At 34.9% G+C, this 25,935-nt stretch carries 20 protein-coding genes and 1 tRNA gene; 5 read left to right on the plus strand and 16 right to left on the minus strand.

The genetic code is table 11. The features are described 5' to 3' along the window. On the plus strand, positions 1-1,549 hold a 1,549-nt coding region (locus VK161_RS13360; RefSeq protein WP_324215290.1), incomplete at its 5' end, for an OmpA family protein. Between the two features lie 65 nt (positions 1,550-1,614). Here VK161_RS13360 and VK161_RS13365 read toward each other — a convergent pair. The 4 genes from VK161_RS13365 to VK161_RS13380 all read right to left on the minus strand — a co-directional run bounded on the left by VK161_RS13365 (position 1,615) and on the right by VK161_RS13380 (position 10,982). Further along, the gene (locus tag VK161_RS13365) at positions 1,615-2,856 is read right to left on the minus strand and encodes a gliding motility-associated C-terminal domain-containing protein (RefSeq protein ID WP_324215291.1); all 1,242 of its coding nucleotides are present in this window, start codon (positions 2,854-2,856) and stop codon (positions 1,615-1,617) included. Positions 2,857-2,866: 10 nt separating this feature from the next. Beyond that, a complete protein-coding gene (locus VK161_RS13370) occupies positions 2,867-4,120 on the minus strand; it encodes a hypothetical protein (protein WP_324215292.1) in 1,254 nt (417 codons plus the stop codon). An 18-nt stretch (positions 4,121-4,138) separates the two neighbouring features. Next, positions 4,139-10,384 carry a T9SS sorting signal type C domain-containing protein gene (locus tag VK161_RS13375; protein ID WP_324215293.1) on the minus strand — a complete coding sequence of 2,082 codons (6,246 nt, stop codon included), beginning with the start codon at positions 10,382-10,384 and terminating at the stop codon, positions 4,139-4,141. 151 nt (positions 10,385-10,535) lie between these two features. After that, a complete protein-coding gene (locus tag VK161_RS13380; protein WP_324215294.1) occupies positions 10,536-10,982 on the minus strand; it encodes a KTSC domain-containing protein in 447 nt (148 codons plus the stop codon). A 182-nt stretch (positions 10,983-11,164) separates the two neighbouring features. On the opposite strand from VK161_RS13380, the gene VK161_RS13385 reads away from it, so the two are divergent. The 4 genes from VK161_RS13385 (at position 11,165) to VK161_RS13400 (ending at position 13,561) form a co-directional block, all read left to right on the plus strand. Continuing rightward, on the plus strand, positions 11,165-11,497 hold the full coding sequence (locus tag VK161_RS13385) for a metalloregulator ArsR/SmtB family transcription factor (RefSeq protein WP_324215295.1): 333 nt from the start codon (positions 11,165-11,167) through the stop codon (positions 11,495-11,497). 12 nt (positions 11,498-11,509) lie between these two features. Further along, positions 11,510-11,953 carry an SRPBCC domain-containing protein gene (locus VK161_RS13390; RefSeq protein WP_324215296.1) on the plus strand — a complete coding sequence of 148 codons (444 nt, stop codon included), beginning with the start codon at positions 11,510-11,512 and terminating at the stop codon, positions 11,951-11,953. 118 nt (positions 11,954-12,071) lie between these two features. Continuing rightward, a tRNA-Met gene (locus VK161_RS13395) sits at positions 12,072-12,144 on the plus strand. A gap of 52 nt (positions 12,145-12,196) precedes the next feature. After that, the gene (locus tag VK161_RS13400; protein WP_324215297.1) at positions 12,197-13,561 is read left to right on the plus strand and encodes a site-specific integrase; all 1,365 of its coding nucleotides are present in this window, start codon (positions 12,197-12,199) and stop codon (positions 13,559-13,561) included. A gap of 1 nt (position 13,562) precedes the next feature. Here VK161_RS13400 and VK161_RS13405 read toward each other — a convergent pair whose 3' ends face one another. From VK161_RS13405 to VK161_RS13460, 12 genes are all read right to left on the minus strand, one after another. Beyond that, a complete protein-coding gene (locus tag VK161_RS13405) occupies positions 13,563-13,775 on the minus strand; it encodes a hypothetical protein (protein ID WP_324215298.1) in 213 nt (70 codons plus the stop codon). A gap of 17 nt (positions 13,776-13,792) precedes the next feature. After that, positions 13,793-14,170 carry a hypothetical protein gene (locus VK161_RS13410; RefSeq protein ID WP_324215299.1) on the minus strand — a complete coding sequence of 126 codons (378 nt, stop codon included), beginning with the start codon at positions 14,168-14,170 and terminating at the stop codon, positions 13,793-13,795. 103 nt (positions 14,171-14,273) lie between these two features. Then, a complete protein-coding gene (locus tag VK161_RS13415; RefSeq protein ID WP_324215300.1) occupies positions 14,274-15,071 on the minus strand; it encodes an endonuclease/exonuclease/phosphatase family protein in 798 nt (265 codons plus the stop codon). 131 nt (positions 15,072-15,202) lie between these two features. After that, positions 15,203-17,956: a TrlF family AAA-like ATPase gene (locus tag VK161_RS13420; protein WP_324215301.1), complete on the minus strand. Its 2,754-nt coding sequence runs from the start codon at positions 17,954-17,956 to the stop codon at positions 15,203-15,205. A 394-nt stretch (positions 17,957-18,350) separates the two neighbouring features. Continuing rightward, a complete protein-coding gene (locus VK161_RS13425; protein WP_324215302.1) occupies positions 18,351-19,223 on the minus strand; it encodes a hypothetical protein in 873 nt (290 codons plus the stop codon). Positions 19,224-19,236: 13 nt separating this feature from the next. Next, positions 19,237-21,126 carry a phospholipase D-like domain-containing protein gene (locus tag VK161_RS13430; RefSeq protein WP_324215303.1) on the minus strand — a complete coding sequence of 630 codons (1,890 nt, stop codon included), beginning with the start codon at positions 21,124-21,126 and terminating at the stop codon, positions 19,237-19,239. Between the two features lie 25 nt (positions 21,127-21,151). Beyond that, a complete protein-coding gene (locus VK161_RS13435) occupies positions 21,152-22,204 on the minus strand; it encodes a type I restriction endonuclease (RefSeq protein ID WP_324215304.1) in 1,053 nt (350 codons plus the stop codon). Between the two features lie 5 nt (positions 22,205-22,209). Beyond that, a complete protein-coding gene (locus VK161_RS13440; protein WP_324215305.1) occupies positions 22,210-22,644 on the minus strand; it encodes a hypothetical protein in 435 nt (144 codons plus the stop codon). Between the two features lie 86 nt (positions 22,645-22,730). Then, positions 22,731-22,970 carry a hypothetical protein gene (locus VK161_RS13445; RefSeq protein ID WP_324215306.1) on the minus strand — a complete coding sequence of 80 codons (240 nt, stop codon included), beginning with the start codon at positions 22,968-22,970 and terminating at the stop codon, positions 22,731-22,733. Positions 22,971-23,197: 227 nt separating this feature from the next. Continuing rightward, positions 23,198-23,485, minus strand: coding sequence for a DUF6804 family protein (locus VK161_RS13450; protein WP_324215307.1), 288 nt, complete (start codon positions 23,483-23,485; stop codon positions 23,198-23,200). A gap of 120 nt (positions 23,486-23,605) precedes the next feature. Next, positions 23,606-24,268 carry a response regulator gene (locus VK161_RS13455; protein ID WP_324215308.1) on the minus strand — a complete coding sequence of 221 codons (663 nt, stop codon included), beginning with the start codon at positions 24,266-24,268 and terminating at the stop codon, positions 23,606-23,608. An 8-nt stretch (positions 24,269-24,276) separates the two neighbouring features. Beyond that, positions 24,277-25,917 (minus strand): ATP-binding protein, encoded by a 1,641-nt coding sequence (locus VK161_RS13460; protein ID WP_324215309.1) that lies wholly within the window; start codon positions 25,915-25,917, stop codon positions 24,277-24,279. Positions 25,918-25,935: the final 18 nt, after the last annotated feature.

Raw genomic sequence — 25,935 nt, forward strand, 5'->3', positions numbered from 1 at the left:
TTATTTGGCTGTTATTAAGAAAAACTCAGGTCGTTATACTTTAGAGAATGCCGGAATCAATTCAGAGTTTTCTGATTATGGTAGCGCGTATTACAACAACAAAGTCATCTTTGCTTCGGCTAGAGATACCGGTGGAGTGCGAAAAAGCAAACACTCATGGACGGGTGAGAACTTCACTAACTTGTACTCAGCTGAAATGGGACAAGACGGTGCACTAACTTCTGCTGAGCGTTTCTCTAAAAGCATCAACTCGCGTTTTCACGAATCGACTCCTGTTTTTTCTAAAGACGGACAAACCGTATACTTTACTCGTAACAACTTCTTGACCAAAAAAGGAAAAGACAAAGACGGTGCGGTACTGTTGAAATTATACAAAGCTACTTTAAACGGTGATAATTGGGAGAACATTACTGAACTTCCTTTCAACAGCAACGAATACAGTGTGGCGCATCCTGCTCTTAGTCCGGATGGAAAAACATTGTACTTTGTATCGAACATGCCTGGAACATTGGGTCAGTCGGATATCTTCAAAGTAGCCATCAATGGTGATACGTTTGGAGCACCCGAAAACTTAGGAAATACAGTCAACACTGAAGGTAGAGAAACCTTCCCATTCATCACTTCAGAAAACGAATTGTTCTTTGCCTCTGATGGTCATCCTGGACTAGGTGGATTAGATGTATTTGCAACTAAGATTGAAGCGGATGGAACTTTTAAAAATGTAGTAAACGTGGGTGAACCACTTAATAGTTCAAAAGACGATTTTGCTTACCTTATCAACAACAAAACACATTTGGGTTATGTAACTTCCAATAGAGATGGCGGACAAGGAAATGATGACATCTATCGTTTTAAAGAAACTAAACCGCTTGTCATCAATTGTGAGCAAACACTCTCGGGTGTGGTTACAGATAAAGATACAGGCGCACCACTTGCCAATGCTAAAGTGGTATTGCAAAACAAAGACTACAAAGTTATTGGTGAGAAAATCACCGATAGCGAAGGTAAATTTGATTTTGGTACAGTAGATTGTGGAACCAAATACATTCTTAAAACCGAGAAACCAGATTACACTACCATCGAAACACCAACCATCACAGCTGAAGAAACGGGTAAAACGTTTGTGCCGATTGAGTTAGCAAAATCAGTGATACCTGTTACTGAAGGCGACGATTTAGCCAAAGCATTCGGAATCAAATTGATTTACTTCGATTTAGACAAATCAAACATTCGTCCAGATGCAGCAGCAGAGCTTGCTAAAATCTTAGACGTATTAGAGCAAAACCCAACGATGGAATTGGATATTCGTTCCCACACCGACTGTCGTCAAACGGCTAAATACAACATGGCATTGTCGGATAGAAGAGCCAAATCAACGATGGCTTGGTTGGTATCAAAAGGAATTGCTAAATCAAGATTGACTGCCAAAGGGTACGGTGAATCACAATTAGTAAACGATTGTGGTTGTGAACCAACAAATGCTTCTAACTGTACTGAAGAACAACATCAAGCCAACAGAAGATCCGAATTTATTATTACGAAATTGTAATCAATACATATGCAAATAAAAAAGAGACTTAGCGATAAGTCTCTTTTTTTATGTTTTATCCAGAATTAATTTAGAAATAAATACCCCGAAAATTTACTAGTTGAATCAGTAGCTTCATCGGTAATCTCAACAAAATAAAAGTAAGTGCCATCGGGCAATTTTTCTTTGTCTTTATACGTAACTCTTGCGTCAGAATATCCTTTAAAAACATTTCCAGCCGAATTGTAAGCCGTGGTTTCAAATACTTTTACACCCCAACGATTGTAAATGGCTACTTTGTTATTCGGACATTCTTCGATTCCGTCAATGGTGAAAACATCGTTAAAAGTATCGTCATTTACCGAAACTAAATTGTGTACTACAACACCATTTCCGTTACATGGTAAAATGATTCGCACACGTGCTAAAGTAAAAACTCCATAATCCGTCAACGGATTGATCACAGTGGTCACTTCTTTGGTAGAAGCATCTGCAATTCCACCTTCGTCTACCCACTTGTTCAAAGCAACATCCCAACGAACAATATGAATCTCTTCATAAGGTGTGCTGTAAATAGCGGTTGGAGTAGTGTCTTCATCCCAAGTCAAGGTCAAAAACACGTTACTGTTTCCTGCGGTTTTTTCAATCGTCCAATATTCGGCATTATCAATCAAAGTAATGTTTGGATCTACATTTGTATGCGGATACAATACATTGGAATCTTCAAAAAAGTATTTTCCAGTAAAAGCATCAGTACTAGTATTCGGTTCCGAAATCGAAGCATAACGATACTGACTTCCATCACCAATAGGAAATCGGAACGCTTCATTACCATTTTTACGAACAAAACCATCCACAAAACTGTCGTCGTCAACATTAAAATGATTGGCGCCGTTTTCAAAAATCATCAATCCACCAAAGTTATCGTTGTCAACAATTCCTTGAAAAAAATCGGCAGTTCCTGAAACACTCACTTCATTCGACAAATGAAAAGCAGGTTGAACTAAATTATTGTCAAATTCACAATCAAACCATCGCATCACATTCGAACCTGAAATATTTTGACTGCCCAACAAACCTCGCATTCGCGTCATTCCAGTTGTAGTTCCTGTTGTAAATGTCACGACACCATCATTATTATAATGATTGTAAACGTACAAATCGCCATCATTAGTCAGAGTTCCAGTTGCCAAATTATTGATTTCAGCCACCGAACCCGAAACACCAATGTTGGTAAAAACACCTTGATTGGTGGTTTGCCCGATGCTGTTCAATGAAAAAAACAGCAAGGTTCCCAACAATCGTATATGTATTTTTTTGTTTTTCATTTCAATGCAATTAATAACGAACCATTAAAACTCCAGTTGCTGTTCGATACAAACCACCAACCGGAACACCAGCCGCAGTTGCCGCAGCATTATCTGCATATACTTGACATCCTTCGATGATGGCCGGAGTCAAATCGGTACCTGTTTTTAGAATATGAATAGTAGCTTGTGGCGCATTCATGTTACCAAAACCACTTCTACCGTTTTTCAAAACCGTAATGATGTTCGAACGGTTGATCGGACTCGTTCCATTAGATAATTGAAAAAACGGATCGTCTGGCACTAAAAAGTCGGTTGGATTTCCGCCTGTCAACACATTGTAACGCCCAAACACCATACTTCCCATTGCTCCTGAAATGTTTCCTACTCCTAAAGTGTATGAAAAATCAGCCAGCGTTTCATTGTTTGCGCCATGTGCAACGGCATTTTCACCACTCACAATATTTTCTCTTCCCATGGCTGAGGCGTACAATCCGGCAACGACATTTCCTTCACCAACAACAAAACTTTTTTCGGCATTCACTACATTGTCAATTCCAATCGCCATGGCATTATTGGCATTCACTGTGTTATTATTTCCAATCGCACCCGAAACATTTCCAAAAACATCATTGTTGATTCCAGTTGCCGATGAATTACTTCCGGAAGCTGTATTATTGGTTCCGAATGCAGCAGAGTTGGCTCCAACGGTTCCCGAATTGGCAATTCCGCCTCTAATAGCACCTCTCACATCCAAAGCGGTTCCTGTCAACATATCGTTGGTTCCGATGCCCACATTTCCCAACTGGTAAATATTTTGAGTATTAACCGAAGCTTGAGTGGTAGTTTGCTCCACTTGCCAAGGCTCAATTTTTAATGAACTTAGATCAATTAGAGGATTATTTCCATCTTCATTATCATAATCCAAAATATTAGTTGTTGTGTTGAATGTCAATTGTGTTGATGTTTCAGTAATTTCTGAGGAAGGCGCAATACGTTCCCATTTGTCCACGTACCAATAGTAAAAACCCGGAGTAACATCGGCTTGCGTTGCCTCGTTATATACCAACAAACTGTTGACGTTTCCACTGTTGATGGTTGTTGCATCGGTTGTGCTGAGTAAGTTGAGTCGTGGAATCAGCATTCCTCTTTTGTTACCGTTTAAATCGGTCGATGTTACATCCAAATTGGCTGCTGTATTGGGAGTTGGCGAACCAATACTGACTTGTGAATGCATGGTTAAGGATAAAAATAATCCAGTAATGAGTACTAACGTTCTTTTCATGGTTTTAGGCTGTTTATGTTAGTTTATTATTTTTTTAATGGTTACTATTCCATCGGTGGTTTTGATTTCCACTAACAGTACTTGATCGCTTGTGCTGCAATCGGAAATGATTAATTGATTGGAATTAATTTTCGATTTTTCGTAGAGCAATCGACCGCTAATGTCGTGAATTTTAACTTCTTCCAATGCGAATCGACTCGAATTAATTTCAATTTTTTTATCAGAAGAAATTATGTCGATGCTGTTTTCAATCGAATTTTCAAGCAAACTCAACTGGTTAGTTGTGTAAATTAATTTGAATCGACTGTTGTGGTAACCGCTTTCCGTTTCAAATTGATACGGTGCAGTTTTTAAATTGTGAGTAATATTCAACAGTTCGTCTTTGATGTAAATCGATTGCGATTCAAACAATCCATCAACAGCAGCAATAGCAAAATTTAAGTTGCCCGAATTAGGTGCAAAATAACCAATGGGCACTTCATCATTCGCATCAAAAGGCAACATTCTTCCTTGCGTTTTGGTTGCTTGATTATTTGCTAATGAATAGACTGAAATAGCATTTTTGTTCGTATTCGGTACATCAAAAAAGTTGTCAAAATTGTTGGTCGCACCATCGATATACCCAATTAATGTTCTGTCGGATTGATTGTCTTCATTCACTACATCCAACCAAATTCGGTGACGTTCTAAATTGCTGTAACCTAAATTTTCTGCGGAAGTTCTGTAGAAAATAGTATTATCGTGTGGCACATTACTCAAATCACGTCGCATCGAATTATTGAATGTAACTGTTCCTGATGCCGCATTTCCTTCAATCATTTGCACAAAAAATCCTTGTCCAGCTCCAATTTTATAATCACCAACTGCTGGGCAACAACTGGCTCCGACTAAATTATACGTTAAATAATCATTCATATCATAATTATAAACATACGAGCCGTAAAACGGATTGGTAACTCCGGTTTGAATGTCAATTCCGTGACGCCAAATATTAATGAATCCGGCTAAAACACCACCATTCGCTTGACGGTTTTCAAATAAAAAATGATTAGCACTAATGGCCGAAGGATATGGATTTCCGATTAAATTCAAATTGTCGTCAAACTCGGTAAATGGTGTACCATTGGCACTAGTATAACTTCCCAAAGTAGCCGAAGTCATCGCACCTCTTGAAATCGTATAGGAAATATTCCCATTATTCGGAACGCCAATAAATGTACTCAAAAAAGGCGTGAGAACAGTGTCGCTGTAACTTGCCGGGCTTCGCGCAATATAACCTCTACCGATGTCCATAATGTTGCCTTGCGCATTGATCCAATTGCCTAAACCACCATTGGTGTTGAGTGTTGTAGGTTCCCATTTGTATTTGGGTCCAGTTGACAAAGAATTATTTAAATTATCTAAATTAAAATTAGCAACGGGCGATGACCAATACACATAATCGTATTTTTTGACCATCGCAATTCGCTTGTAGTTAATGTCGCCCGAATTACTCACATTGGCTATTTGTATCAATTGCGAATTGTTTTCAAAAATCAATGTTCCACCAAGTTCAACTGTAACTTCGTTTTGTACTAATAAATTGTGAGCCGAATTGAAAACAACGGTTCTTCCGGCTTTGACCAAAACCGAACACGCTTCAATGGAAGTCGTCGAACTAAAATTATCATCAAAAATCACTGCTTTTGAAATGGTTGGAGCCGAAGACCAAGCGCCAAGTGCAAAAATAGCGGTGCTTCCACCCATTGTAATCGTAGTTGGATTGGTCGGATGTGTAGTTACATTGTTCACATTACACGCTACTAATCCCAAACTCGGATTGGAAGTCAATTGTGTCAATCGATCTTGGGCAATTACATAATAACTTATGGTTCCAGCGGATAATCCAGTCATGGTAAAATTCCAATACCCATCAGTTCCTGTTCCCGATACCAAAGTTCCAGCAACACTGGTATAAGCGCCTGAATTGATTTTGTAATACAATCGTGGTACCAAAGTTCCACTTGTGGGAACTCCAGCCAAATCTACAATATGAACATTGGTTAACGTTAACGTACTCACCACTGCTCCGCAACTTCCTGGAATTGAAATTGGTCCGTAACTGATGTCAGGAACCATTGCAGTCGTTCCCGAAAACTGTAACGCACCCATGTCGGGTGAACTACCGCGACTCACATTTTTACTGTCTAAGTCGTATTCTGTGGTTAAAACTTGCGCTCCTAATTCGGCATAGGTTTCACCCGATGGTGTCCAATAACCTTCGTCAATTCCGGTGCCTTCGGTTAAAGTTACATTGTCGTAATAAGTATCGGAATCCGTGCCAAAATTACTTGCTCCACCATTCATTAGGGTTTTATACAAACTAGTGCATCCAGTAAATGGTGCAACATTGATGTTGGGATCGTTGATTGCGGCGGTGTTATGATCGATGTTGAATCGGTTGTATTCAGAGCCAAATCCATTTCCTTCGCAATAAAAATAGGAACGTCGGTTGTGAACCGATGGTGCGTAGAATAAATTATTATTGGATGAAGTATGGTAATTAGGCGGACGTATACCCGTTTGTCCCGGATTTGTAAAAGCGGTTGCCAAATCTACATCGTGGTTTTTGATGGCTGCCAAAGCTGATACGTAACCTGAACCTTTTGGCATCACATTCACGTATAAAATGTTATTACGCAAATCGGTCAAACCGGTTCCAACACGGTTGAGATAACCCACTGCTGCTGCTCCAAAATTGGTTGTAATGTTACTTGTTACGATGTTGGAATTATCGCCAATGACAATCGTATTATTGTACACCAAATGATTGACTTCTCTTGATGATAAAGCCATTCCGAATATTCCACCCAAAGTAGAAGCACTCGGATTGTACAATTTTGAAATGTGATTGTTGTAGATTTTATAATCGTTGATGACGGTGTTGAATGACATTCGAACCCAAATTCCGTTTGTATTGGCCGGAACTGGTTGACCAGTCGCAAATCCTGGTCCAGGATGAGTTCCAGTTACGTTATTATTAAGTGAAATGTTAAATATTCTGTTGTTTTTTATAGTCGGATTGTACGAACCTGTTAGTGCATAAATTCCACTGATGTACGTTCGGTTGTCGCAAGTTCCATTCGAGGAGACATTACTGATCACATTATTCGAAATCATATTGTTTTCGGCAGTATCCAACAAAATCCCTGCGATTTCAAAAATGGTCGTTCCTTTGCCCATCGAACCAAACACTTTTACAATTCTGTTGTTGTCAATGGTCGAATTATTCCCATAACTCCGAATGCCATAAATCATAGCAAACCAGGTCAACGCTACTTGATTTCCATTGGAAACCGCAGTATGATCGATCGTATTGCCTGAAATAATTGAATTAGAATTGTTGCTGTTAATTCCGTATGCAACAACATCGCCCAAAGAAGTATAGAAATCGGTTATAATAGTATTATTCGAAACGGTACTGTTGATGTCCGATTGAATTCCGGCCGAAGCGGTTGTTCCTGTTTGTGAATCGGAATTTACGGTTAGTGTATTTCCATCGATTAAACCCATGGAATAAATTCCGAAACTCGAGCTAGTTGTTCCTGCATTGGAGTAGGCAATCAAATTTAAATTCCCCGTAACCGTTGATGCTACAGTTGAATTAATAATTCGGGTTGAAGTACTATTGGCAGTCGAATTACAATTCAAAGTACAATTTGAATTATTGGTAAAAGAGGAAGTAAGCGCAGTGTTGTTGATTCCATAAATTCGTGCCGTACCCAAATTGGCGTTCAATGTTGCTTGAAGGTTTGAATTGGATGAAAAAACAGAATCGGAACCCGTATTGTTTAATCCGTTGATGACGCCATTTCCGTTGGAAATAGTCAATTGAATAGAAAGATTATTGTTGTTTTGAACAACCGTATTAGAAGCCGAATTGGTGATGCCTTGAACCGTTGTTGTGGTATTTGAATTGAATGTTAAAGCAATATTGTTGTTGTTTGAGATGGTTGTCGATGCGCCGCTATTGTTGATTCCGTTAGCAGTAGTTGCTCCTGAAAGCGAAGTGGCTGAAACCGTTATGGCGTTGTTGTTGGAAATTGTCGAATTTGCTCCAGAATTCGCTATTCCGTTCGAAGTAAAATTGACTCCAATTGTAGGTTCTGTTGATGATGGATTAATAAGAATTTTAGTAGAATTCAAGATGTTTGAATTAGCTGCACTGTTGCTAATTCCGATGCACGAAATGGTTGTGATTGTAGTGGGAATTACAGTCGGAGCGATTGTAATATCACTCATAGTTGCATTTAATGTTCCTTCAGCATTGCTGATACCTCTAATAATCGAAGTAACAGGCATTCCTATTGGCGAAATGGTTATGGTATTCGATGTTAAGTTATTGGTAGTACAACCCGTTGTCAGGAAAATGCCGTATGCATCAGGCGAGAACGTATTGATGGATACTGAATTGGAAGTTGCCGTTAGAACACCTGTTCTTCCTACTGTAATTCCGCTAGCACTTCCGCCGTAATTGGTGCCGATAATTGAGATTGTATTGTTTGAAAGTGTTTTGTCTGTTGCGGCTGTTCCGTCGTTATTTGTAATTCCGGAAATAGCAGTTGCTGCGTTGGTTGTAGCCGAATTAGTTAGCATTATAGTATTGTCAGTAATCTCATAAGTTGAAGTTGCCGAACTCGTATTATTACTGTAAATACCAGAAAAAATGGCTACCGAACTCACATTGCCTTTATCAATTGAAATCGTATTTCTTTTGATGCTAACTATTCCGGTTGTTGTTCCTGAGTGTGTAATTCCGAGAACTATTCCCGATGTACGCAGTGTTTTTCCTGATGCAGTTTGAAGCACATTGTCGTTGATTTCTCTTTTAATGTTAATGGCAACATCGGCTTGGATAAAATATGCAGCGTGAGCATGGTCGATGTTGTCGTAGCTGAACGTTATGGTATTGTTGGAAGTATTCAATTCGCCAATTGCAATGTCTTGCAAAATGCCTCGCATCGATTTGTTTGCCACTGCTACAGTTGAGGTATTTGATAATGTAATAGTATTATTGTTAATCGATTTAACCGAAGTAGCCGTTCCGGTACGTGACCATATGCCATAGGTGTTTTCAGACAATCCATTTGTGATGGAAATGGAATTAAAATTACAAGTTGAAGTATTCGACAAAGGTTGTACCATGGTTCCTGTCCAACCATTAAAAATTCCCAAAAGGGTAATTCCAGTTGTAGTTGTTCCGTTGGTACTGCTGATGCTGTTGTATGACACATTGTGATCAGCAATTTGATTGACTAAAATGCCTTGAACTGTACTTCCTAATTTAAGGTAAGCCGAGGCAGCCGTTCCGTTTCCAATGGCAAAATTCGTGATGGTATTTCCAGTTGCAGCAGTAGTTCCGCCAATATCCCAGCCCAAATCCATTGCAGCAGGCGAATTCGAGCCAATTGCTACAATTCCGAAATTGGCATTGTTAATGGTGTTTCCGTAGAGTTTATTATACGAATTGGAACCTGTAAAATTAGTAATTGAAGCAGCCGTAATTCCGTTTCTAAATGTGGTTGCTGTGGTTGAGAATATTCCGAAAGTATTTTGATAATTAGTACTTCCCGTGTTTAGAGTAATGGTACAATTTAGAATTTGATTGTTCTGTGAGCCGTTTGTTGTAGTTGAGTAGAAGAACCCATAACCAAATTCAGTCATAGTGTTGGTGGCAACTGCTGTTGTGGTGTTTAGCGGGTTTTCTTGAACATCAATTCCGTTGAATGTAATATAGTCAGTGCCAACAATTTTGATGATGCCGTCCATAATTCCGCCCGCAAAATGATTCGCCCCAGCGGTAACTAATGGATTAGCGCCTGAACCACTTTTTTGAAAAGTTACAGTGCTGGTTGCGCTTGTTCCCGCTATAACTCCAAATACAATTCCACCCGGAACTGTTGCCGAACTTCCCGCTGGCGCAGTTTCTAAATGATTGGCAGCAACATTAAAAACGACAGAACCAGAAATTCCATTAGCATTCAAGCTCAAGGCCGCATCGTTTATGGTAGCAAAATCGCCCGGAATTGCATAAGTTCCAGATAAGGGAATAAGCAACAATGTACCGTTCTTTCGTTCTGGAGTAGAAGAAAAAACGACGTTTGTCAATAGTAACGTTACGAGAACAATATAAAATGAAATCGATTTCACTTGTACTATGGTTTGCTTCTTGTTTTTGTTGTAAAAAGGAGAAGCTAATCTTCTGATTGCAAAGTAAATATACACTTTTTACTATTAGAATTAAAAGTTTTGATTTTCTTTTTAGCTAAAATCATTCCCAAAATTCAGTTGAATAGAAAAAAGTAAAGTAATTGACTTATAATCAATGCTTCAGCGAGGCAAAGATACAATCAAAATAATAGGTACAGTGTAGAATTTATTCGGTAGCAACCAATTTGCTCGCGCTACGGTACAAGAATTGGTTGTAAATATGACGGCGCGCAAAACGACTAGGTGATTCGGCGTTGATCATTTTGATGTACGTCTGTTTGGGAACGCCAAAATATTCAAACGAATTTCCATCTAAAAAATGCACATACAATACGCCGTTTTCCAAATAAAAATCAGCTATATTGGATGTAGTTGTAGTGTTAGTGTACTCTGCTTTTGTTTTCTCCAAAGTTTCTGGAGCAATACTTACTAAGAAATGATACGCCTCAATGATAGCGATGCTTTTTTGTTCGGCTTCCAAACGTTCATTTTCATCTGCAATCAAATCAGGATGAATGTCTTTCATACTGTTGCGATAGATTGTTTTCAACTCTTTTAATGTGGCTGTTTTGGTAACGTCGAGTAACGCTCGGTACTCAACAATTTTTTTCATGTTCATAATAAGTAAATAAAAAGCTCATTTACAGGGCTTTATTTTTGAAGCGGCAAAAGTAAGCTTAATAATTTGATTTTATTCTATTTCATTAAAATAAAAAAAATCAAATTTAATTTGCGTAACCGAATCATTACATATATATTTGTAACCAAATTGTTACACGTTAAAAGTAATACAGTATGAGAAGAGATGTTTTTCAGGCGATAGCCGATCCGACAAGAAGATCAATTATAGGATTGTTGGCAATGCAAACACTAACCTTAAATGCAGTTGCCGAGAATTATACTATAAGTCGACCTGCGATTTCAAAACACATTAAAGTATTGGAAGAATGCGGTTTAATTGAAATTAAGCAAGAAGGCAGAGAACGTTATTGCAAAGCAAAATTGGATAAGTTAAACGAGGTGAATGATTGGATAACGCAGTACAAACAATTCTGGGAAACCAAACTCGATGCTTTGGGTGACTATCTAAAATCGATTCAAGATCAAAATGTAACAAAAACCACTTAAAAATTTAGAATTATGGAAAATAAAAGTTTTTTGCTGACACGGACTTATGAAGCTCCTTTAGAACTAGTTTGGAAAGCCATCACCGAAAAAGAGCAACTCAAACAATGGTACTTTGATTTTTCGGAAGGATTCAAACTCGAGTTGGGAAGTACTTTTTTTTGGTCGGGTTGTGATCACGATGGGAAGAAGTTCATGCACAAAGGCGAAATGCTCGAAATCATTGAAAATAAAAAGTTAGTGCATTCGTGGGAATATCCCGATTATTCTGGAACATCAGTTGTGACTTGGGAGTTGAGTAAAATAGACGATAACACCACACAGCTTGACTTCAAACACGAATTTATTGTTCCTTTTGATCCATCAGAACCTTCGCTAAGAAGAGAAAGTTTTGTAGAAGGATGGACGCACATTCTTACGATTAGTTTGGTAGACTATCTGAAAAATAAAAATAACTAATGATTGACAACAAACTAATTCAATTTGCCTACGCTCAGTGTTTTAAGGATTAGTTTTTTATTTTTTAACTTTTTTCTTGACTTGTAAGATATTCGTTGTATATTTGCACTCGAAACAGCGCGGGATAGAGCAGTAGGCAGCTCGTCGGGCTCATAACCCGAAGGTCACAGGTTCGAGTCCTGTTCCCGCTACTAGGTCAAAACCATTGAAATGAACGGATTGTGTACGCAATCCGTTTTTTTTATGTCAAAAATTGTATTACTTTTACAGACAGTACACGAAATCGTACACGATTTTGCTATGAAAATGAATTTTTCTGAGCCTAAAATCTATACAGGAGGCGTTCTTTTATCACAATGGTCGAGACTTTCTAAAGCAGAACAAAGCAAAGCTTTAGATAAGGATTGGTATGTTTATTATTCTTTTCGCGATCCTAAATCCAACAAATTAACCCGTCAACCCAATATCAAAGGCGGAGCCAATAAGTTCAAAACCAAAAATGAACGTATTGAAATTTTAAAACGCTACCAGAAAAACTTACTACTCTTGTTGGAAAGAGGTTTCAATCCTTATGATACCAATATTGAAAATTATTCAGAGCTAACATCCCAACCTAAAAGCAATAGGATAGATAGTATTTCAAACGAAACCTATATTCAATCCACTATATTGCATAAAGAAGTTGTTGATTCAAATTCCAAAACAACAAACCTAGTAACTATCCGAGAAGCTTTTGATTTGGTTCTGAAACTGAAGAAAAACGTATTGAGTACAACTTCTTTTCCTAACTTTAATAGCAATGTTACTCGATTTGAAAAATGGTTGAATGAGCACGGACACGAAAATAAATCCATTGAAACCGTTACCAAGAAAATCACCATTGAGTATTTGAACGAAGTGCAGATTAAAACAAGTCCGAGAACAAGAAACAATACGCGAATTGATTTGAGTTCGCTTTTTCAAACTTTGGAAGACAATGAAATCATCAAAGAAAATTTCATTAAGAAAATCAATGTTTTAAAATCAACTCCAGAACGTAACAAAACCTACACTACCACTTTGCAGAGTGACATTTATTCGTATATGGAAGAAAATGATCCAACACTCTTATTGTTTGTAAAGTTCATTTCGTATAATTATTTACGTCCAATAGAAGTCTGCCGTTTGCGTTTGGAAGACATTGACTTGGTAGATCGAAAACTGTATGTAAAAGCCAAAAACAGTCCCGTAAAAACTAAAATCATTCCTGAAATACTTATTAATGATTTACCTGATCTTTCGAAAGGAAGTAAAAAAGATTTTCTTTTTACGCCTAGCGGAATTGGTGGCGAATGGGAAACTTCGGAAACCGACAAAAGAGATTATTTCTCTAAACGATTTAAAAAAGTAAAAGACCACTTCGGATTGGGTAAAGAATATGGATTGTACAGTTTCAGACATACGTTCATCACTAAACTCTACAACGAATTTGCCAAAAGCATGACTCCGTTTGAAGCCAAAAGTAAATTAATGCTCATAACAGGTCACAACACTATGGATGCTTTGGATAAATATTTGCGAGATATTGACGCGGTATTGCCAGAGGATTATTCAGGGTATTTGAAATAAACTAGTCTTCCCAACCACAAAGTGTTAATCCTAAATCTTTGGCTTCTTTTAAGGATTTTTTTACCACTTCGTGTTTGCAGGCATTCAGTCCGCGACAGTTTTCAGTATAGTGGTATTTTGACGATCCTTTTGGGCCACAAATGTAAACGTTTTCACTGATTTTGGTAAATGAAGTGAACGACAGTATAACAAGTACAACAAGTAATTTTTTCATGTTTTTTATTTAGAGGATCAATCCGCTATTTGTAATTCATATTCGTTTCCTTCAGCATCAACGGCTTTTAAAATTCCGTAACCGCTCCATTCTACTTCTACGGGAATTTCTTCGTCATTGCTGTTGGTGATCAAACCAGTACCTGATTTTCCTTCTACGTCAACTTGACCAGTAACTTCATTGCCATTTTCGTCTGTGCCAACTACTTCATAGGTGTATTCATAATGGCCTGATGTACCAGTTCGTTTTTCATACTCGTAAGAGGTGTCGATATGAACTGTTTTTTTCTTTTCAATTTGTTCTGTTTCTTGACTTGGACTGTAAGCGGGTTGAATTTCGCTTTTCTTACAAGCCGTTACTAACAATACTATAAATATAATACAATATGCCTTCATGATTCTATTTTTAAACAAAACTAGTTGGTTGAAAAATGGAATCCTTACGGGAAACCGTAATGAGTGGCTGAGTTTCTGAGAAACTGAGTGACTGAGTTTTTAACTATAAAAAATTCAACTCTACTGATATAGGTATGTGATCAGAGATTTCTCGTGCTTCTTGAAGGGTTGAAAATGACTCGTAAAAGTAGAGTGCTTTGGCGTTGGAGACTGAAATGGTTTTGGAATTGTACCAAATATTATCAAATTCCGATGCTAGGCAATTGTTGTTTACGCATTCTTTTTTGAGTGAGGTTTTTTGGTTTTGAAAGACGCATTTATAACCCATTTTTTGAAGCGGAATAAACACCGTATGCGATTGCGGACAATTGAAATCGCCTGCAAAAACTAGATTTAGTTTTGGGTATTGCGTGGGTAGAAACTTAAAGTATTTGATTTCGGTTTCAGGTTGTTTGCTTTTGGTGATGGCGTGGAAGTTGGCAATCGTAACTTGTTTGTTTTGGTATTGAAAAGTACAGTAAAACGGTTCGCGGTCAATTTGGAGGTGGTATTTTTTTTCGAGCCAAGCGTCACCGATTTTCTTGACTTTAGCGGTTTTCCATAAAAAGGCATAGCGTTCGGTTTTGTAGGCACTGCTGCTTGTTGGATCACTTATTGCATAATCCCATTTGGAACCTTTGCGATTGAGTTCCTCGGCCAATTGCGCTACCGCTTGTGCACCGCCATCGCCCGCCACAATTTCTTGCAAGGCTACAATATCATAACTTTTAACAGTATTGGCAATGAACTCAATATTTTCTTCCGATTTACTACTGCCTAAATTCTCAACGTTCCAAGAAAGGAGTTTGACTTGGGAGAAGGAGAGTGAGGAAAATAGTAAAAAGAAAATTAGGTGTTTCATGGAGTATGGCAAGGTGAGTAAATAAACTTAGGTGATGAAATAGTATGTAATTTTCGTTTCGGTATTGCTATATTCTAAAAATTGTAGATTTTATGTTGTTGTATTCAAATAAAATTTATGAGGTCATATTTTCAAAAGCCATATTTTTCTTCACGTTTTTTAAAAGCTTCTTTACCACCTTCAACTATTTCTGCAATATGTTCTCTAATTCCCATACTTTTTAATAGATCTTTTTCTGATTTTAGTTGAACGAAAGTGTTTTCAAGAGCTCCATTTATATAATCAAAAGTGTATGGGCTTTCACTTAGAATATCATTTTGACCTTTTTGATTGGCAACAATAATATTTTCGGCATCAGCATTAACTACAATATTTGGATTATGTGTAACCAAGATTATTTGTCTATCGGTCTTTTTTTCTTTTAAATATTCAACAAGTTCTTTAGAAACTGAGCGATTATCTAGATTATCTTCTGGTTGATCAATCAATATTGGACCTTTTTCTCTACTTAACTTTATCATTAGTTTTAATAAAATGAAACTTGCTTTACCAGTAGACATTTTGTGAATATCATCTTTGTCAGAAATCACATCCCAATGATCATAGAAGAAATCAGTCATTATTTTCTTGCAAGCTTCTTTAGGCTGATTTGAGCTAATTAATATGTAATTATTCTCTTCAATTCTATCAAAAAGATTTTTTAATGATTGAATAATTTGCTCGAAATCAAATTGTGACAACGCAGTTTTTTCATCATTATATAAATATTCAAATCCTTTTGTATTAAAGCTTCTTTTATCACTCATCGAATCAATTATTCTGTAGAATTTCGGATAATTATATTTTACAGAACCAATTATTTCTACTTTGTCATCTTGTCCTTTAATAGAAGAAATTCTAGGGGTTAATTCATTTATAATTTTATCGTATTCTTTATAATTGGTTTTAAAGTCATTAAATATTTTGTTTTTTTGTTCTGATAATGATTTCTTTTTTGTTTCAACCTCACTTTGAAATTGTTTGATTTCACTCAATTTTGTTTCATCATTAGAAATACTTTTTTGAATAGCATCTATTTGTATACTATTTTCTTGTTTTTCAATAAAAGGTTTTAAATCATTATCAAGTTTTAGGTTTTTACTTTTTATATTGTTAAGTGTTTTTTTTAATTCACTATCAGTTAAAAAGTCACCTTGATCATTCCTCAACAAATCTTTTTCAATAGAATTTATTTCTTCAAGTGTTTTTTCAATGAACTTATATTTTTGTTCAAACTGCTCTTTAATACTAGTTGTATTTATAGAATCTATAACAATTCGTTTTTTACTCAATTGTTCAGTCAGAACTCTTTTTAAATCAGCATTATAATTTTTGATTTTTTCATAATCAAGGTTAAGAGTATTTTGTTCTACGCTCGATTGATTTTTTTGTGCAACAAGGGCATTATATTTTTTAAGGTCTTCGTCTGTAAATGATTTACTTAATAAATCAATTTTTTTCTTGTTCGCATTAATTCCTTCTTGCAAAGATTTTGTATCACCTCTACTAGAAAGTTCACTTTCTTTTTTCTTAATTTCATCTTTTAAGGAAAAGTAATATTCAATATCTCTATTTCTTTGTTCATCATTTTTTTTAACTACATCCACAAAGTCGTCATATTTCTTTTTATATGTTATGTCTTCAAGAATTAAATTGCGAATTAACTCCTTAAGAGTTGCTCCGTTCTTTCTGCTTTTATCAACAAGATTTGATAAATGATTTTGAGGAATATATTTAATACTTGGCAATATGCTTGATGAAGTTTGTCTGTTTCTTAATGATTGACAACTTCCTGAAAAAAGTTCTACATTAAAATTAAAAGAAGAATCATAGGAATCTAGGTCGTATAAATCTTTTGTTTTTCCGTCTTCGCTATCTTTATACTTTAAAATATCATCGTTAGTATTTGCATACAATGTTTTTGCTATTTTATATAGCAGAATTGATTTTCCTGAAGATTTTCCTCCAATAATAACATTAAGATTCTTATTTAATTTAATAGGCTCGATAGTAAATTTATTATTTGATGATTCAAAACTTACTTCTTTTATCATCAAATTATCTAATTTCTCCGATTCAGGCTCTTCTCTTTGGATTTTAACTCTTTCTTTAGGTTCGTAAATAATTTGTTTTAATCCTTCAAAAGTTGGATCTGCTTTAATCCAAAGGTTTTGTTTTAAAATATATTCAGTAATTTTATGGTTATCTGAGCAAATAATCATGGGGACTCTGAAGCCTAAATGAGGAAAAACTTTTTCATTATAACTAATCTGATCAATTTCCTTACCTAATTCGAAAATATCTATATGACCTCTAACTAGTTCTGTTTTTTGAGCCATTTTATCTGGTAGTGAATTTGTGATATTCTCAAAAGTATTTGCTTTAGTTCCTGCATGAACAGTGACAAGCCCACCTAACTCGTGAATTAGATTTGTAGTTTCTTTAAAATCACATTGTATATAAGCATCACCGCCAATATTATTGATGTCAGTTTTTGTTATTTTACAAGTGGATTGTAATTTAATCCAAATATCATTTAGTTGTTGTTCATTTAGCTTTTCAGAAAAAATCCCTATATAATGAATAGATTCACTACCTCCCAATTCCGCCCTAAATTCAATACCAGGTAATACAGTAATTTCACTATCAATACCTAATCTTTGTAGTTCAATTATTCTTGCTACATCAATTAAATGATGGTCAGTTATTGCTACAACCTTTATTTCATTTTCTTTAAGTATTTCAATAATCTTTTCATTACTTATTGATTTATCTTTATAATCATATGAAGAAGGGGTGTGAAAATGTAAATCCCATTTCCTCCATTCAGAGCCTCTATTTTTCATAATTTTGTTTTATATAAATACTGCTTCTTGAGATTCAATTCGCAAAAATTAATTTGCATTAACATCATCATTTAGCTAGTTAATTTTGTTAAACATTAGAAATATTCTTTTTTAACTTAGAGAAAGTAGTTTAATTATTATTCTGATAGTTAAAGGATAATCCATTTTCAAATGTAATTATAAAATTTCTAGTTAATTAGTTGTTTCGATTTATCGCAATTTGATAATTAAAGAAATAAATATTAATCTTTTTTTGACTTTTTGACTTTTTCAATTCTAAGTGTTTATTAATAAGTACTTTTTTTCAGATAGTTTAATTAATCAATTTTCATTAGATTTTATTTGCTACAGTATTATTTAATAATGTTAAGAAGGCAGTATAAATTAAATTTTATCAATACTTTGACCATTCCATTTTTTTAAATCCACTTTCTTTTGCCCATTTTCGCCAAACTGCTTCAAGAATTTCATTGTCTCTTTGACCGGTATGATGTTTATAATTTTGTTGAATCAAATTTTTATCTCGTTCATGTGTTTCCATAATATGAAGAGTAATCAACTTATTTTGATTACTTCTATATGGCGGTAGCCCTAGTTTATTATTTATTTCCAAAGCTTTGTTTGCTGTAACGCCATTTTTGATGCAAAATTGACGAACTTTTTCAATTTCTTTTGTACCAAAATAAAACTGGCTATTTGACTTTTTATCCATGTATTCGAGATAACCATCTGTAAATATGTAGATGTGATTATCAAATTTAATGAATGTAGTGTCAATACCATTAGTTAAGTGTTTGTCTTGCTTAACTGTAGATTCATTTTCAATCTTTTCAATTAACAGGCTAATTAAGTCCAGTCCTTTGTTTCTCTTTGTTTTGTAAAGATTTCCAACAGTTTCTTTAAGCTCTTTTAGTTTTTGTTCTAATCCATTGTTACAGTACTTTCCAGTTGAGTTGATAAACTGTTGTTTTTCACCGAGATTTTTGATTTTATCAATGTCTATTGATGCAGCATTTTTTTCGGAAAAAACAGAAAAAGTTATACATGATTTATCTCCGATTTTTTCGCCAGGCTTAACGCATTCGGTTTTAAATCGATCAATAATTTTGAAAATTTCATCAGTGTCTTTTTGAGGTCTATTATCAAGGCGACTAGATAAATCTGAAAGAATAATGATATTTTGATAAATTAAATTTTTGTTTTGTGATTCACCACCACATGAATAAATCAAAGATGTAGCAAAACAAATTAATAGTACTGTTTTCATGAAATATTATTTATTAAGTTGTAATGATTTGCTCAATTTCTTTAACACGGTTTGCAACTTCTTCAGTTGCATAATATTCAGGAAGATATTCAATAAAGCCAAGTTTGTAGCTAGAGATGACATTATCTAGAATAACATCTGTGAATATTTTTCCACTAATAATTTTAGAATTAAAATCATCAAATATAGATTTGATTTGTTTCTGTAATACATCAAACAAACTTTCTATTCTTCTTTGTTCATCATTAGTGTCAAGCTCTAGCTTTTGTATTTTCTCATTATTTACTTTTATTAGCGCTTCTTTTTCTTGTATTGAATTATTTATTTTTTCCTTTTCATAGTTAAGCTCAATCATTTGTTCATCCAAAACTTGTAGTGATTTATTCTTTTCCGCATCAACTAGCTCTCTTTTTGAATTGGAGTAGGTATGAACAATGTTTTCAATTAGATAATGAGTAATAATTAAAGGAAACATTCCGAAAACAAAGATTAACCAAAACTCACCTTTGCCAAAAACTTCCCAAATTTGGAGCTGTGAATTTTCACCATTTAAAAGGCTTTTAATTTCACTAGTATTTAAAGCGACCATTATTGAGACAACTACATCAAAAACCATTAGTCCAACCCAAAACATAAGTTTATTAACGAATTTGTTTTTACTCCCTAATAATTTTAAGTTGGATAGCATTAATGGGATTAAGAAAAATAATAATGCAATGATACCAAATAGTGAACCCTGTTTTCTGAAAATTTTTATTGCGGCATTAGCATCAACTAATTGTGGAAGTCCGGGGTTAATGCCCGCTTCCAAAGAGTTACGAATTTCGTTACTTTCAAAAAAAACTTTGTAAACAGCTGATGCGAAAAATATGGATAAATAGAATGTGAATATGCATAACCCTATTAACGCAAGAATAGTTCCAGCAGTCCAAAACTTTTTTACAATTAATGATTGTTCAATTGATTTTTTTTCAAGTTGAATCTTTTCGATTTCTCTATTAATCTGTAATAATCCTTTTTCGCCAGAATTTTGATTGCCAGATTCTAGTAATGATTTTTCTCGATTTATATCTGATATTTTATCATTTAGCTGTCGCTTAATAATTTCGTTGTCTTCTTTTAAATTATTAAGTTGTGTTTGTTTATCAGTTTCAAGATTTATTTTGGCACTTTCAAAGGCATTAGTAATGTTAGATGTAATAATGGTTTTTTTATAGCTTAAATTTTCATCTGTAGCATAAGCCTTAATCTCTTCTTTGATATTCTCATATTCCATTTTAAAAATATCAATACTACCACGCCTATCTTTTGATGCCTGATAGCCTTTGCTTTTGTACTCCTCAGCATTAATTTGCGCAGATGAATAAACAAGGTTGTGTAGCTGTTGATAAAATGTGTCTATCATATTAACTTTTGGTAGTTCTAACGGTGCTATTTTTTGTGTTTGAAGTGAAGAGTTAATATCAAGTTCATGATCGATATTGTATTTTAATCGCTCAAATTCTGTAAAAAGTTGGCGATAAACATCCAATGAATCTGATACATGAATGTTTTCAACATTGTTATTACTTGCATTATACGAATAATTATAGGAACCATTTATTGAGATTTTCTCATCAATAAGGCAAAATTTATGGTGCATCATTCCTCTTTCATCTCCTGTATTAAATGCATGAACAGAAATGTAAGCCTCTTTAAACATTAGTTTTACCGTTTCATTCTGAGCATTTGATGAGAGAATAATATCAACAGTTATATTTCTTTTTTTTGCTTCAATAATTTCATTTGCAATATCTCTATCAGTAAAAAAAGCCATTGCTAAATAAACGGATTTCTGTGCTTTTTTTATCTCGCTAAGAATTCTTTGCTTTATCTCAGTACCATTGGTTAAAATCTCATTCATATCTTATTATTCTAAAGTTTATAAATTACTCCACATCATACAATTCCACCGTTTCCAACAACTCCTTTTCAAACAAATAGATATCGTCGATGGTTTCAATAGGTTGGCGGTTTTCAGATTTGTCTATGTTGAATAGTCCGATGTATTTTTTGCCTCCGTTGAGGTGCAAACGGCACAGTGGTTTTCGGTTGTTGTCGTCGAGTAGGATACCAAAATAGGATTGGGTGTCACGATGAACAATTCGGTTAACCGGTAATTTTCGGCGTAAAATAGCTACTACAATTCGGTAGGCTTCGAGTTCTTCTTCCGTGGTTATCACTTTAGTTTGCTCTGAATCTTCAATTTGATCTTTTTCTTGTAGAATGACTTCTTTGTTTAAGGCAAACTGTAACCGTTCATTGATTTTTTCACCAATTAATTGTCCAAAAGCTTTTTGAACCAATTCGGTAAATTCTTCCATTACTTTTTCGGTCAATCTGCCGTTGTAGACTTTGTTGGCAAATAATTTTACAAATTCGGGAGATGGAGTATTAATTTCTGTATCAATTAGTTTTCTGATTTCTTTGATGAACTTTAAGGAACTTGCATTATCAAGAATTTTGTTTACATCAAAGTTGGATTTATGAAACTTAGTGATTTCATGAATGGCATTGTCTTTTAAATTGGTAATGTCAAACTCTAAAAATGGCTTTTGATCCATTTTGTTTTTTTCATCTAAATCGGTGAAGAATTGATAGGTGATTCCGTTCGTTAATAAGGCAAATCGGGTTTTGGAAACATGAAAGTAACGGAACAGTTGTGAACCATGAACCGAAAGGCTTTCCTTCCAATTTTTACATTCGATGATGAGTATTGGTTCGTCATTTTGAATGATGGCATAATCTACTTTTTCACCTTTTTTTAGTCCTAAGTCGGCTGTAAATTCAGGTACCACTTCAGTTGGATTGAACGTATCGTAACCTAAAATATTAATGAACGGAAGTACAAAAGCATGTTTTGTGGATTCTTCGGTTTCGATTTTGTCTTTGAGCTGATTGATTTTATCGGCTAGAGACTTGAGTTGGTTTGCGAGTTCCATTCCTATTATTTTTTAGTTACAATGATTGGCTGAGCAGTACTAGGAGCAACGAAATAAGATGGATTGACATCTAATAATTTTAAGTCTTTTTCTTCTATGGTTCTGAAGTTTTTATAAAAACCTATCCATCCAGTTATTGTTAATTCTGTTTTACCATTTACGGTAACAGATTCAAATTTTGGTTCAATCAATAAATCGGCATTATATTCCTTAAGCAATTCTCTAATTGCTTCATTTTTAGCATCCTCAAATACTTCAAAGCTTTTTAGTTTTATTGTTTTTACTATTTTTTGTTGATTCACCTCCAAGTCTGCTACGACAGGTTTATGAATTACTCCAACGCCGACAATGTCTTTCGATTTAGAAGTTCCTGATTTTACTGTTTTACACGAAATAACTGTTGAAATTGTCAATAGAAAGAAGAATAATTTTAGTTTCATAATAATAGTTTTAGATTAATATTTCCCAAACTTATATCCAACAAAAATCAATTCCTTACGGTTTCCCGTAATGGGTGTAAAAAAGTTTATTGTATTGATCTTCTTTCCATTTTTGTGGGTTGACTTTGGTCTTGGTAATTGCAACACAATTCGCAACAGTAGACTTTTGGGTAGCTTTTTAGGGCTTTGTGTAGGGCGTATTTGGGGTGAGTGAAGAGTCCGATGTACTGTCGGTTGTGTGGCATGGGAGTAAAATAGCAGTTACCTGTGTGGAGTTCGTAGGCTTCTGGGTCGAAAGGTTGGGTGTTGATAAAATAGAAATCCATTGTGCTTTGGTTTGGTGGTTCAAACGTAAAGAGATGGAGTGGGATTATTTTACGGGAAACCGTAATTGGTTACTTTTACCGCAAAGACGCAAAGAAAGCGCTAGGTTAGCAAGGGTTGTTTCTTCGCTTAGCTCAGATGTTGGGACGCGGATTGGACGGATGCTTTGCATCGCAGATGGTGCGGATTTTTGAAACACAAAAGGCACAAAAGGGTTTTTTGGAATTGTTTAGTCTTTTTCTTTGAAGCCTTGGATGAGGAATAGGGCAGCAGTTAGAATGTCGAGTGGCATCCAAAGGTATTTTTTGTAGAGGTAAATGGGTATTATTGGGTTGAAAACAATGAGTACAACAATGAAAAGTATTCCAGTTAGAGTAACGTCACGTTTCATTTCGTTGACAAGTACGACTACTGCGCCAATTGAGGTGAAAATTCTGAGAAAGGTATAGTATTCGATGGGAAGAGGGAAAAGTGCCAATAGTAATGCCGTGGCACAAAGTGTGCAAAATAGTTTCATGGTTTTAATTTTTCTTCAAACTTAAAAAAGGGAAATTGGAATGGGTTACGGGAAACCGTAAGCCAGGTTTTTTTTAAAACACAGATTAAAGAAATTAGTGGAATTTTAAAATCTCTTTCTTTATGCAATTCCTAAATCTTTAGCTATTGCGACCAAATGTATGGTGTTATTAGCTTTGAAATAGTCTTTCAATTTGCTGATGCGTTTTTCGATAGTGCTTTTACTGTTGGGAGAAATACCGAGTTCTTTGAACTTAACGTCCATTTTTTCTTGTGGAATTCCAAATGCCAATTGTTTGATCAATTGAATATCGTACTCGTCAATCTCGTTAATGGATTTGTCGCGTAGCGTGTGTTCTAAATCGGGTGAAATGAAACTTTCTCCTTTGGATAACTTTTCTATTGCGGTTTTGAGTTCGGGTAAGGTTTTACGGCTTTTATGTACAAACGCATTGATTTTATAATGTTCGAATAATGATTTAACTCGGTAGTTTTTGTCTTCGATGGAACAGACCAAAATGGGCACATCAGGTTGCAATAAACGGATGTTTTTTATCAAGTCTTCTCCTGATTTTAGGGTAACTTCTCGATGATCGTCTTCGAAAGATAAGTCAGTAACCACTAAATCAAACGGTTGTTGATCTAAATTAGCTTTCTTTAATTTTAGTAATGCATCGTCGCAGTATTTGGTGTGGTGTACTTCGGCACCTGTTTCTTCTAACACCAGACGCATGGCAATGTTAATCATATCAATGTCTTCGGCAAATAAAATTTTTTTAAACATGGCTTTCATTATTTAGGGATTTTTATACTCGCTCTGAATCCTTTGTCGGTTTCAAAATCAAAAGTAATAGTTCCTTTTATGGCATGAATACGGTTTTCCGCATTTTGCAAGCCTTTTTTCGAATTTAACATTTTTACTCCTTTTCCGTTGTCAGAATAATTGATCTCAATATGCGATTTTTGATTGTTGAATTTCAGAATTACAAACGTGCATTCACTATGTTTTTTCATGTTAACCATGAGTTCTTGTAGTACACGGTAAATGGCTATTTTGGCTTCTTTTTTCATATCATCCCAATTGATAGTGGAAAACTCTTGAATAATCACTCGTACAGTGTCACTTTCATATTGTTTTAGTAAATCGGTGAGTTGTTGCGCAAATTGACTGTCGGTTTTGATTTCGCTGTTTTCACGTGAGATGTTTCGTGTGCGGTTGTAAATGGTATCGAGGTTGTCAAGTAAGGCTTCTTTTTTGTTGGGATCGCTGAGGTTTTGCGATTCGGCGAAGGTAAGTGCGTTGAAAACATCGTTGGCCAGTTCGTCGTGAATTTTCTTGGCAATGCGTGTTTCTGTTTCGTAAGAGATGGTTTTTATTTTCTCTCGGTTTCTTTTTCGAATGGTTACTATGATGAAGGATGCTGCCCCGCTAAACAATAGTAACAAAACCAAATAAAGATAGCTTTTGGTTTTTTGGATTTCGAGTGCTTGGACGGCTTTGTCTGAATTAAATCTCAAGTAAGCATATTGATTTTTAGCAGATTGTCTTACTTTGATGATGCTATCATTTAATGTGGAATGAATGCGATAGTATTCTTTGAGATTATTTCCTGAAGCGTTTTTAATTAAGAAATCTAAAGCTTCTAAACGGTCGTCAGGGTTATTAACTTTTGTAGCTGATTGGTATGCTTTGAAAGCATATTGATGAGACAGTTGGGGTTGCTTATCAAAGTAGTATTCCGATAAGTGCATTAGAGAAGCCGTAAGCTCATGATTGTCATCAAGACTGTCTCGGATTCTAATGGATTGATTTAAGTAGCCTATAGCTTTTTTGTCATTTTGCTTAAAATAACAATATCCTAAATTATCCATTATTTTAGCATATTCTTTAGGATGTTTTGATATAGTATCATTTTTTAATAACGTCTCTAAAATTTGAGTTGACTTTTTATAATCTTTAGCACCCATAAGAGCTACAGCAATGTTGTTTTTGGTCATTAATATACTGTACAGATTTTTGTCATTACTTAGGTTTAAGCGATAGTATTTTAAAGCCTTTTCATAATTATTTAACTCTTCATAAACTAGAGCGAGTAAATCGTATAAACTTGACCTATAGATGCTATTTTCTTTGATTGATAAAGCTTTTGTAATTGTTTCTTCAGCTCCAACGTAGTCGGCATTGATGCACTGGATGTCTGCAATCATAGTAAGTGCATAGATTCTCTTTTCAATGTCATTTTCGTCACACTTTTCAAGTGCTTTAAAAAAATAAGTTAAAGCATTTTTGTAATCTTCTTTATTATATGATTCTCTCCCTTTTGCAGTTAAGTTATTATAGATAACATTTTCAGGGTCTTTTTTTTCTAATTGACAAGAGAAGAAAAAAACAAGTAAAAACAAAATCGGGAAATGATTTCTTTTTGGTATCATTCCCCGAAGTTATTAATT

The sequence above is a fragment of the Flavobacterium sp. genome (assembly GCF_035299245.1).
GTDB lineage: Bacteria > Bacteroidota > Bacteroidia > Flavobacteriales > Flavobacteriaceae > Flavobacterium.

What these genes read in the sequence shown, in the direction of transcription:
- VK161_RS13390 (WP_324215296.1), top strand. Translation starts at nt 11,510, where the DNA reads ATGGAAAATAAAAGTTTTTTGCTGACACGGACTTATGAAGCTCCTTTA.
- VK161_RS13455 (WP_324215308.1), bottom strand. Translation starts at nt 24,268, where the DNA reads ATGTTTAAAAAAATTTTATTTGCCGAAGACATTGATATGATTAACATT.
- VK161_RS13365 (WP_324215291.1), bottom strand. Translation starts at nt 2,856, where the DNA reads ATGAAAAACAAAAAAATACATATACGATTGTTGGGAACCTTGCTGTTT.
- VK161_RS13370 (WP_324215292.1), bottom strand. Translation starts at nt 4,120, where the DNA reads ATGAAAAGAACGTTAGTACTCATTACTGGATTATTTTTATCCTTAACC.
- VK161_RS13405 (WP_324215298.1), bottom strand. Translation starts at nt 13,775, where the DNA reads ATGAAAAAATTACTTGTTGTACTTGTTATACTGTCGTTCACTTCATTT.
- VK161_RS13410 (WP_324215299.1), bottom strand. Translation starts at nt 14,170, where the DNA reads ATGAAGGCATATTGTATTATATTTATAGTATTGTTAGTAACGGCTTGT.
- VK161_RS13400 (WP_324215297.1), top strand. Translation starts at nt 12,197, where the DNA reads ATGTCAAAAATTGTATTACTTTTACAGACAGTACACGAAATCGTACAC.
- VK161_RS13380 (WP_324215294.1), bottom strand. Translation starts at nt 10,982, where the DNA reads ATGAAAAAAATTGTTGAGTACCGAGCGTTACTCGACGTTACCAAAACA.
- VK161_RS13415 (WP_324215300.1), bottom strand. Translation starts at nt 15,071, where the DNA reads ATGAAACACCTAATTTTCTTTTTACTATTTTCCTCACTCTCCTTCTCC.
- VK161_RS13450 (WP_324215307.1), bottom strand. Translation starts at nt 23,485, where the DNA reads ATGAAACTATTTTGCACACTTTGTGCCACGGCATTACTATTGGCACTT.
- VK161_RS13420 (WP_324215301.1), bottom strand. Translation starts at nt 17,956, where the DNA reads ATGAAAAATAGAGGCTCTGAATGGAGGAAATGGGATTTACATTTTCAC.
- VK161_RS13430 (WP_324215303.1), bottom strand. Translation starts at nt 21,126, where the DNA reads ATGAATGAGATTTTAACCAATGGTACTGAGATAAAGCAAAGAATTCTT.
- VK161_RS13460 (WP_324215309.1), bottom strand. Translation starts at nt 25,917, where the DNA reads ATGATACCAAAAAGAAATCATTTCCCGATTTTGTTTTTACTTGTTTTT.
- VK161_RS13440 (WP_324215305.1), bottom strand. Translation starts at nt 22,644, where the DNA reads ATGAAACTAAAATTATTCTTCTTTCTATTGACAATTTCAACAGTTATT.
- VK161_RS13435 (WP_324215304.1), bottom strand. Translation starts at nt 22,204, where the DNA reads ATGGAACTCGCAAACCAACTCAAGTCTCTAGCCGATAAAATCAATCAG.
- VK161_RS13385 (WP_324215295.1), top strand. Translation starts at nt 11,165, where the DNA reads ATGAGAAGAGATGTTTTTCAGGCGATAGCCGATCCGACAAGAAGATCA.
- VK161_RS13425 (WP_324215302.1), bottom strand. Translation starts at nt 19,223, where the DNA reads ATGAAAACAGTACTATTAATTTGTTTTGCTACATCTTTGATTTATTCA.
- VK161_RS13445 (WP_324215306.1), bottom strand. Translation starts at nt 22,970, where the DNA reads ATGGATTTCTATTTTATCAACACCCAACCTTTCGACCCAGAAGCCTAC.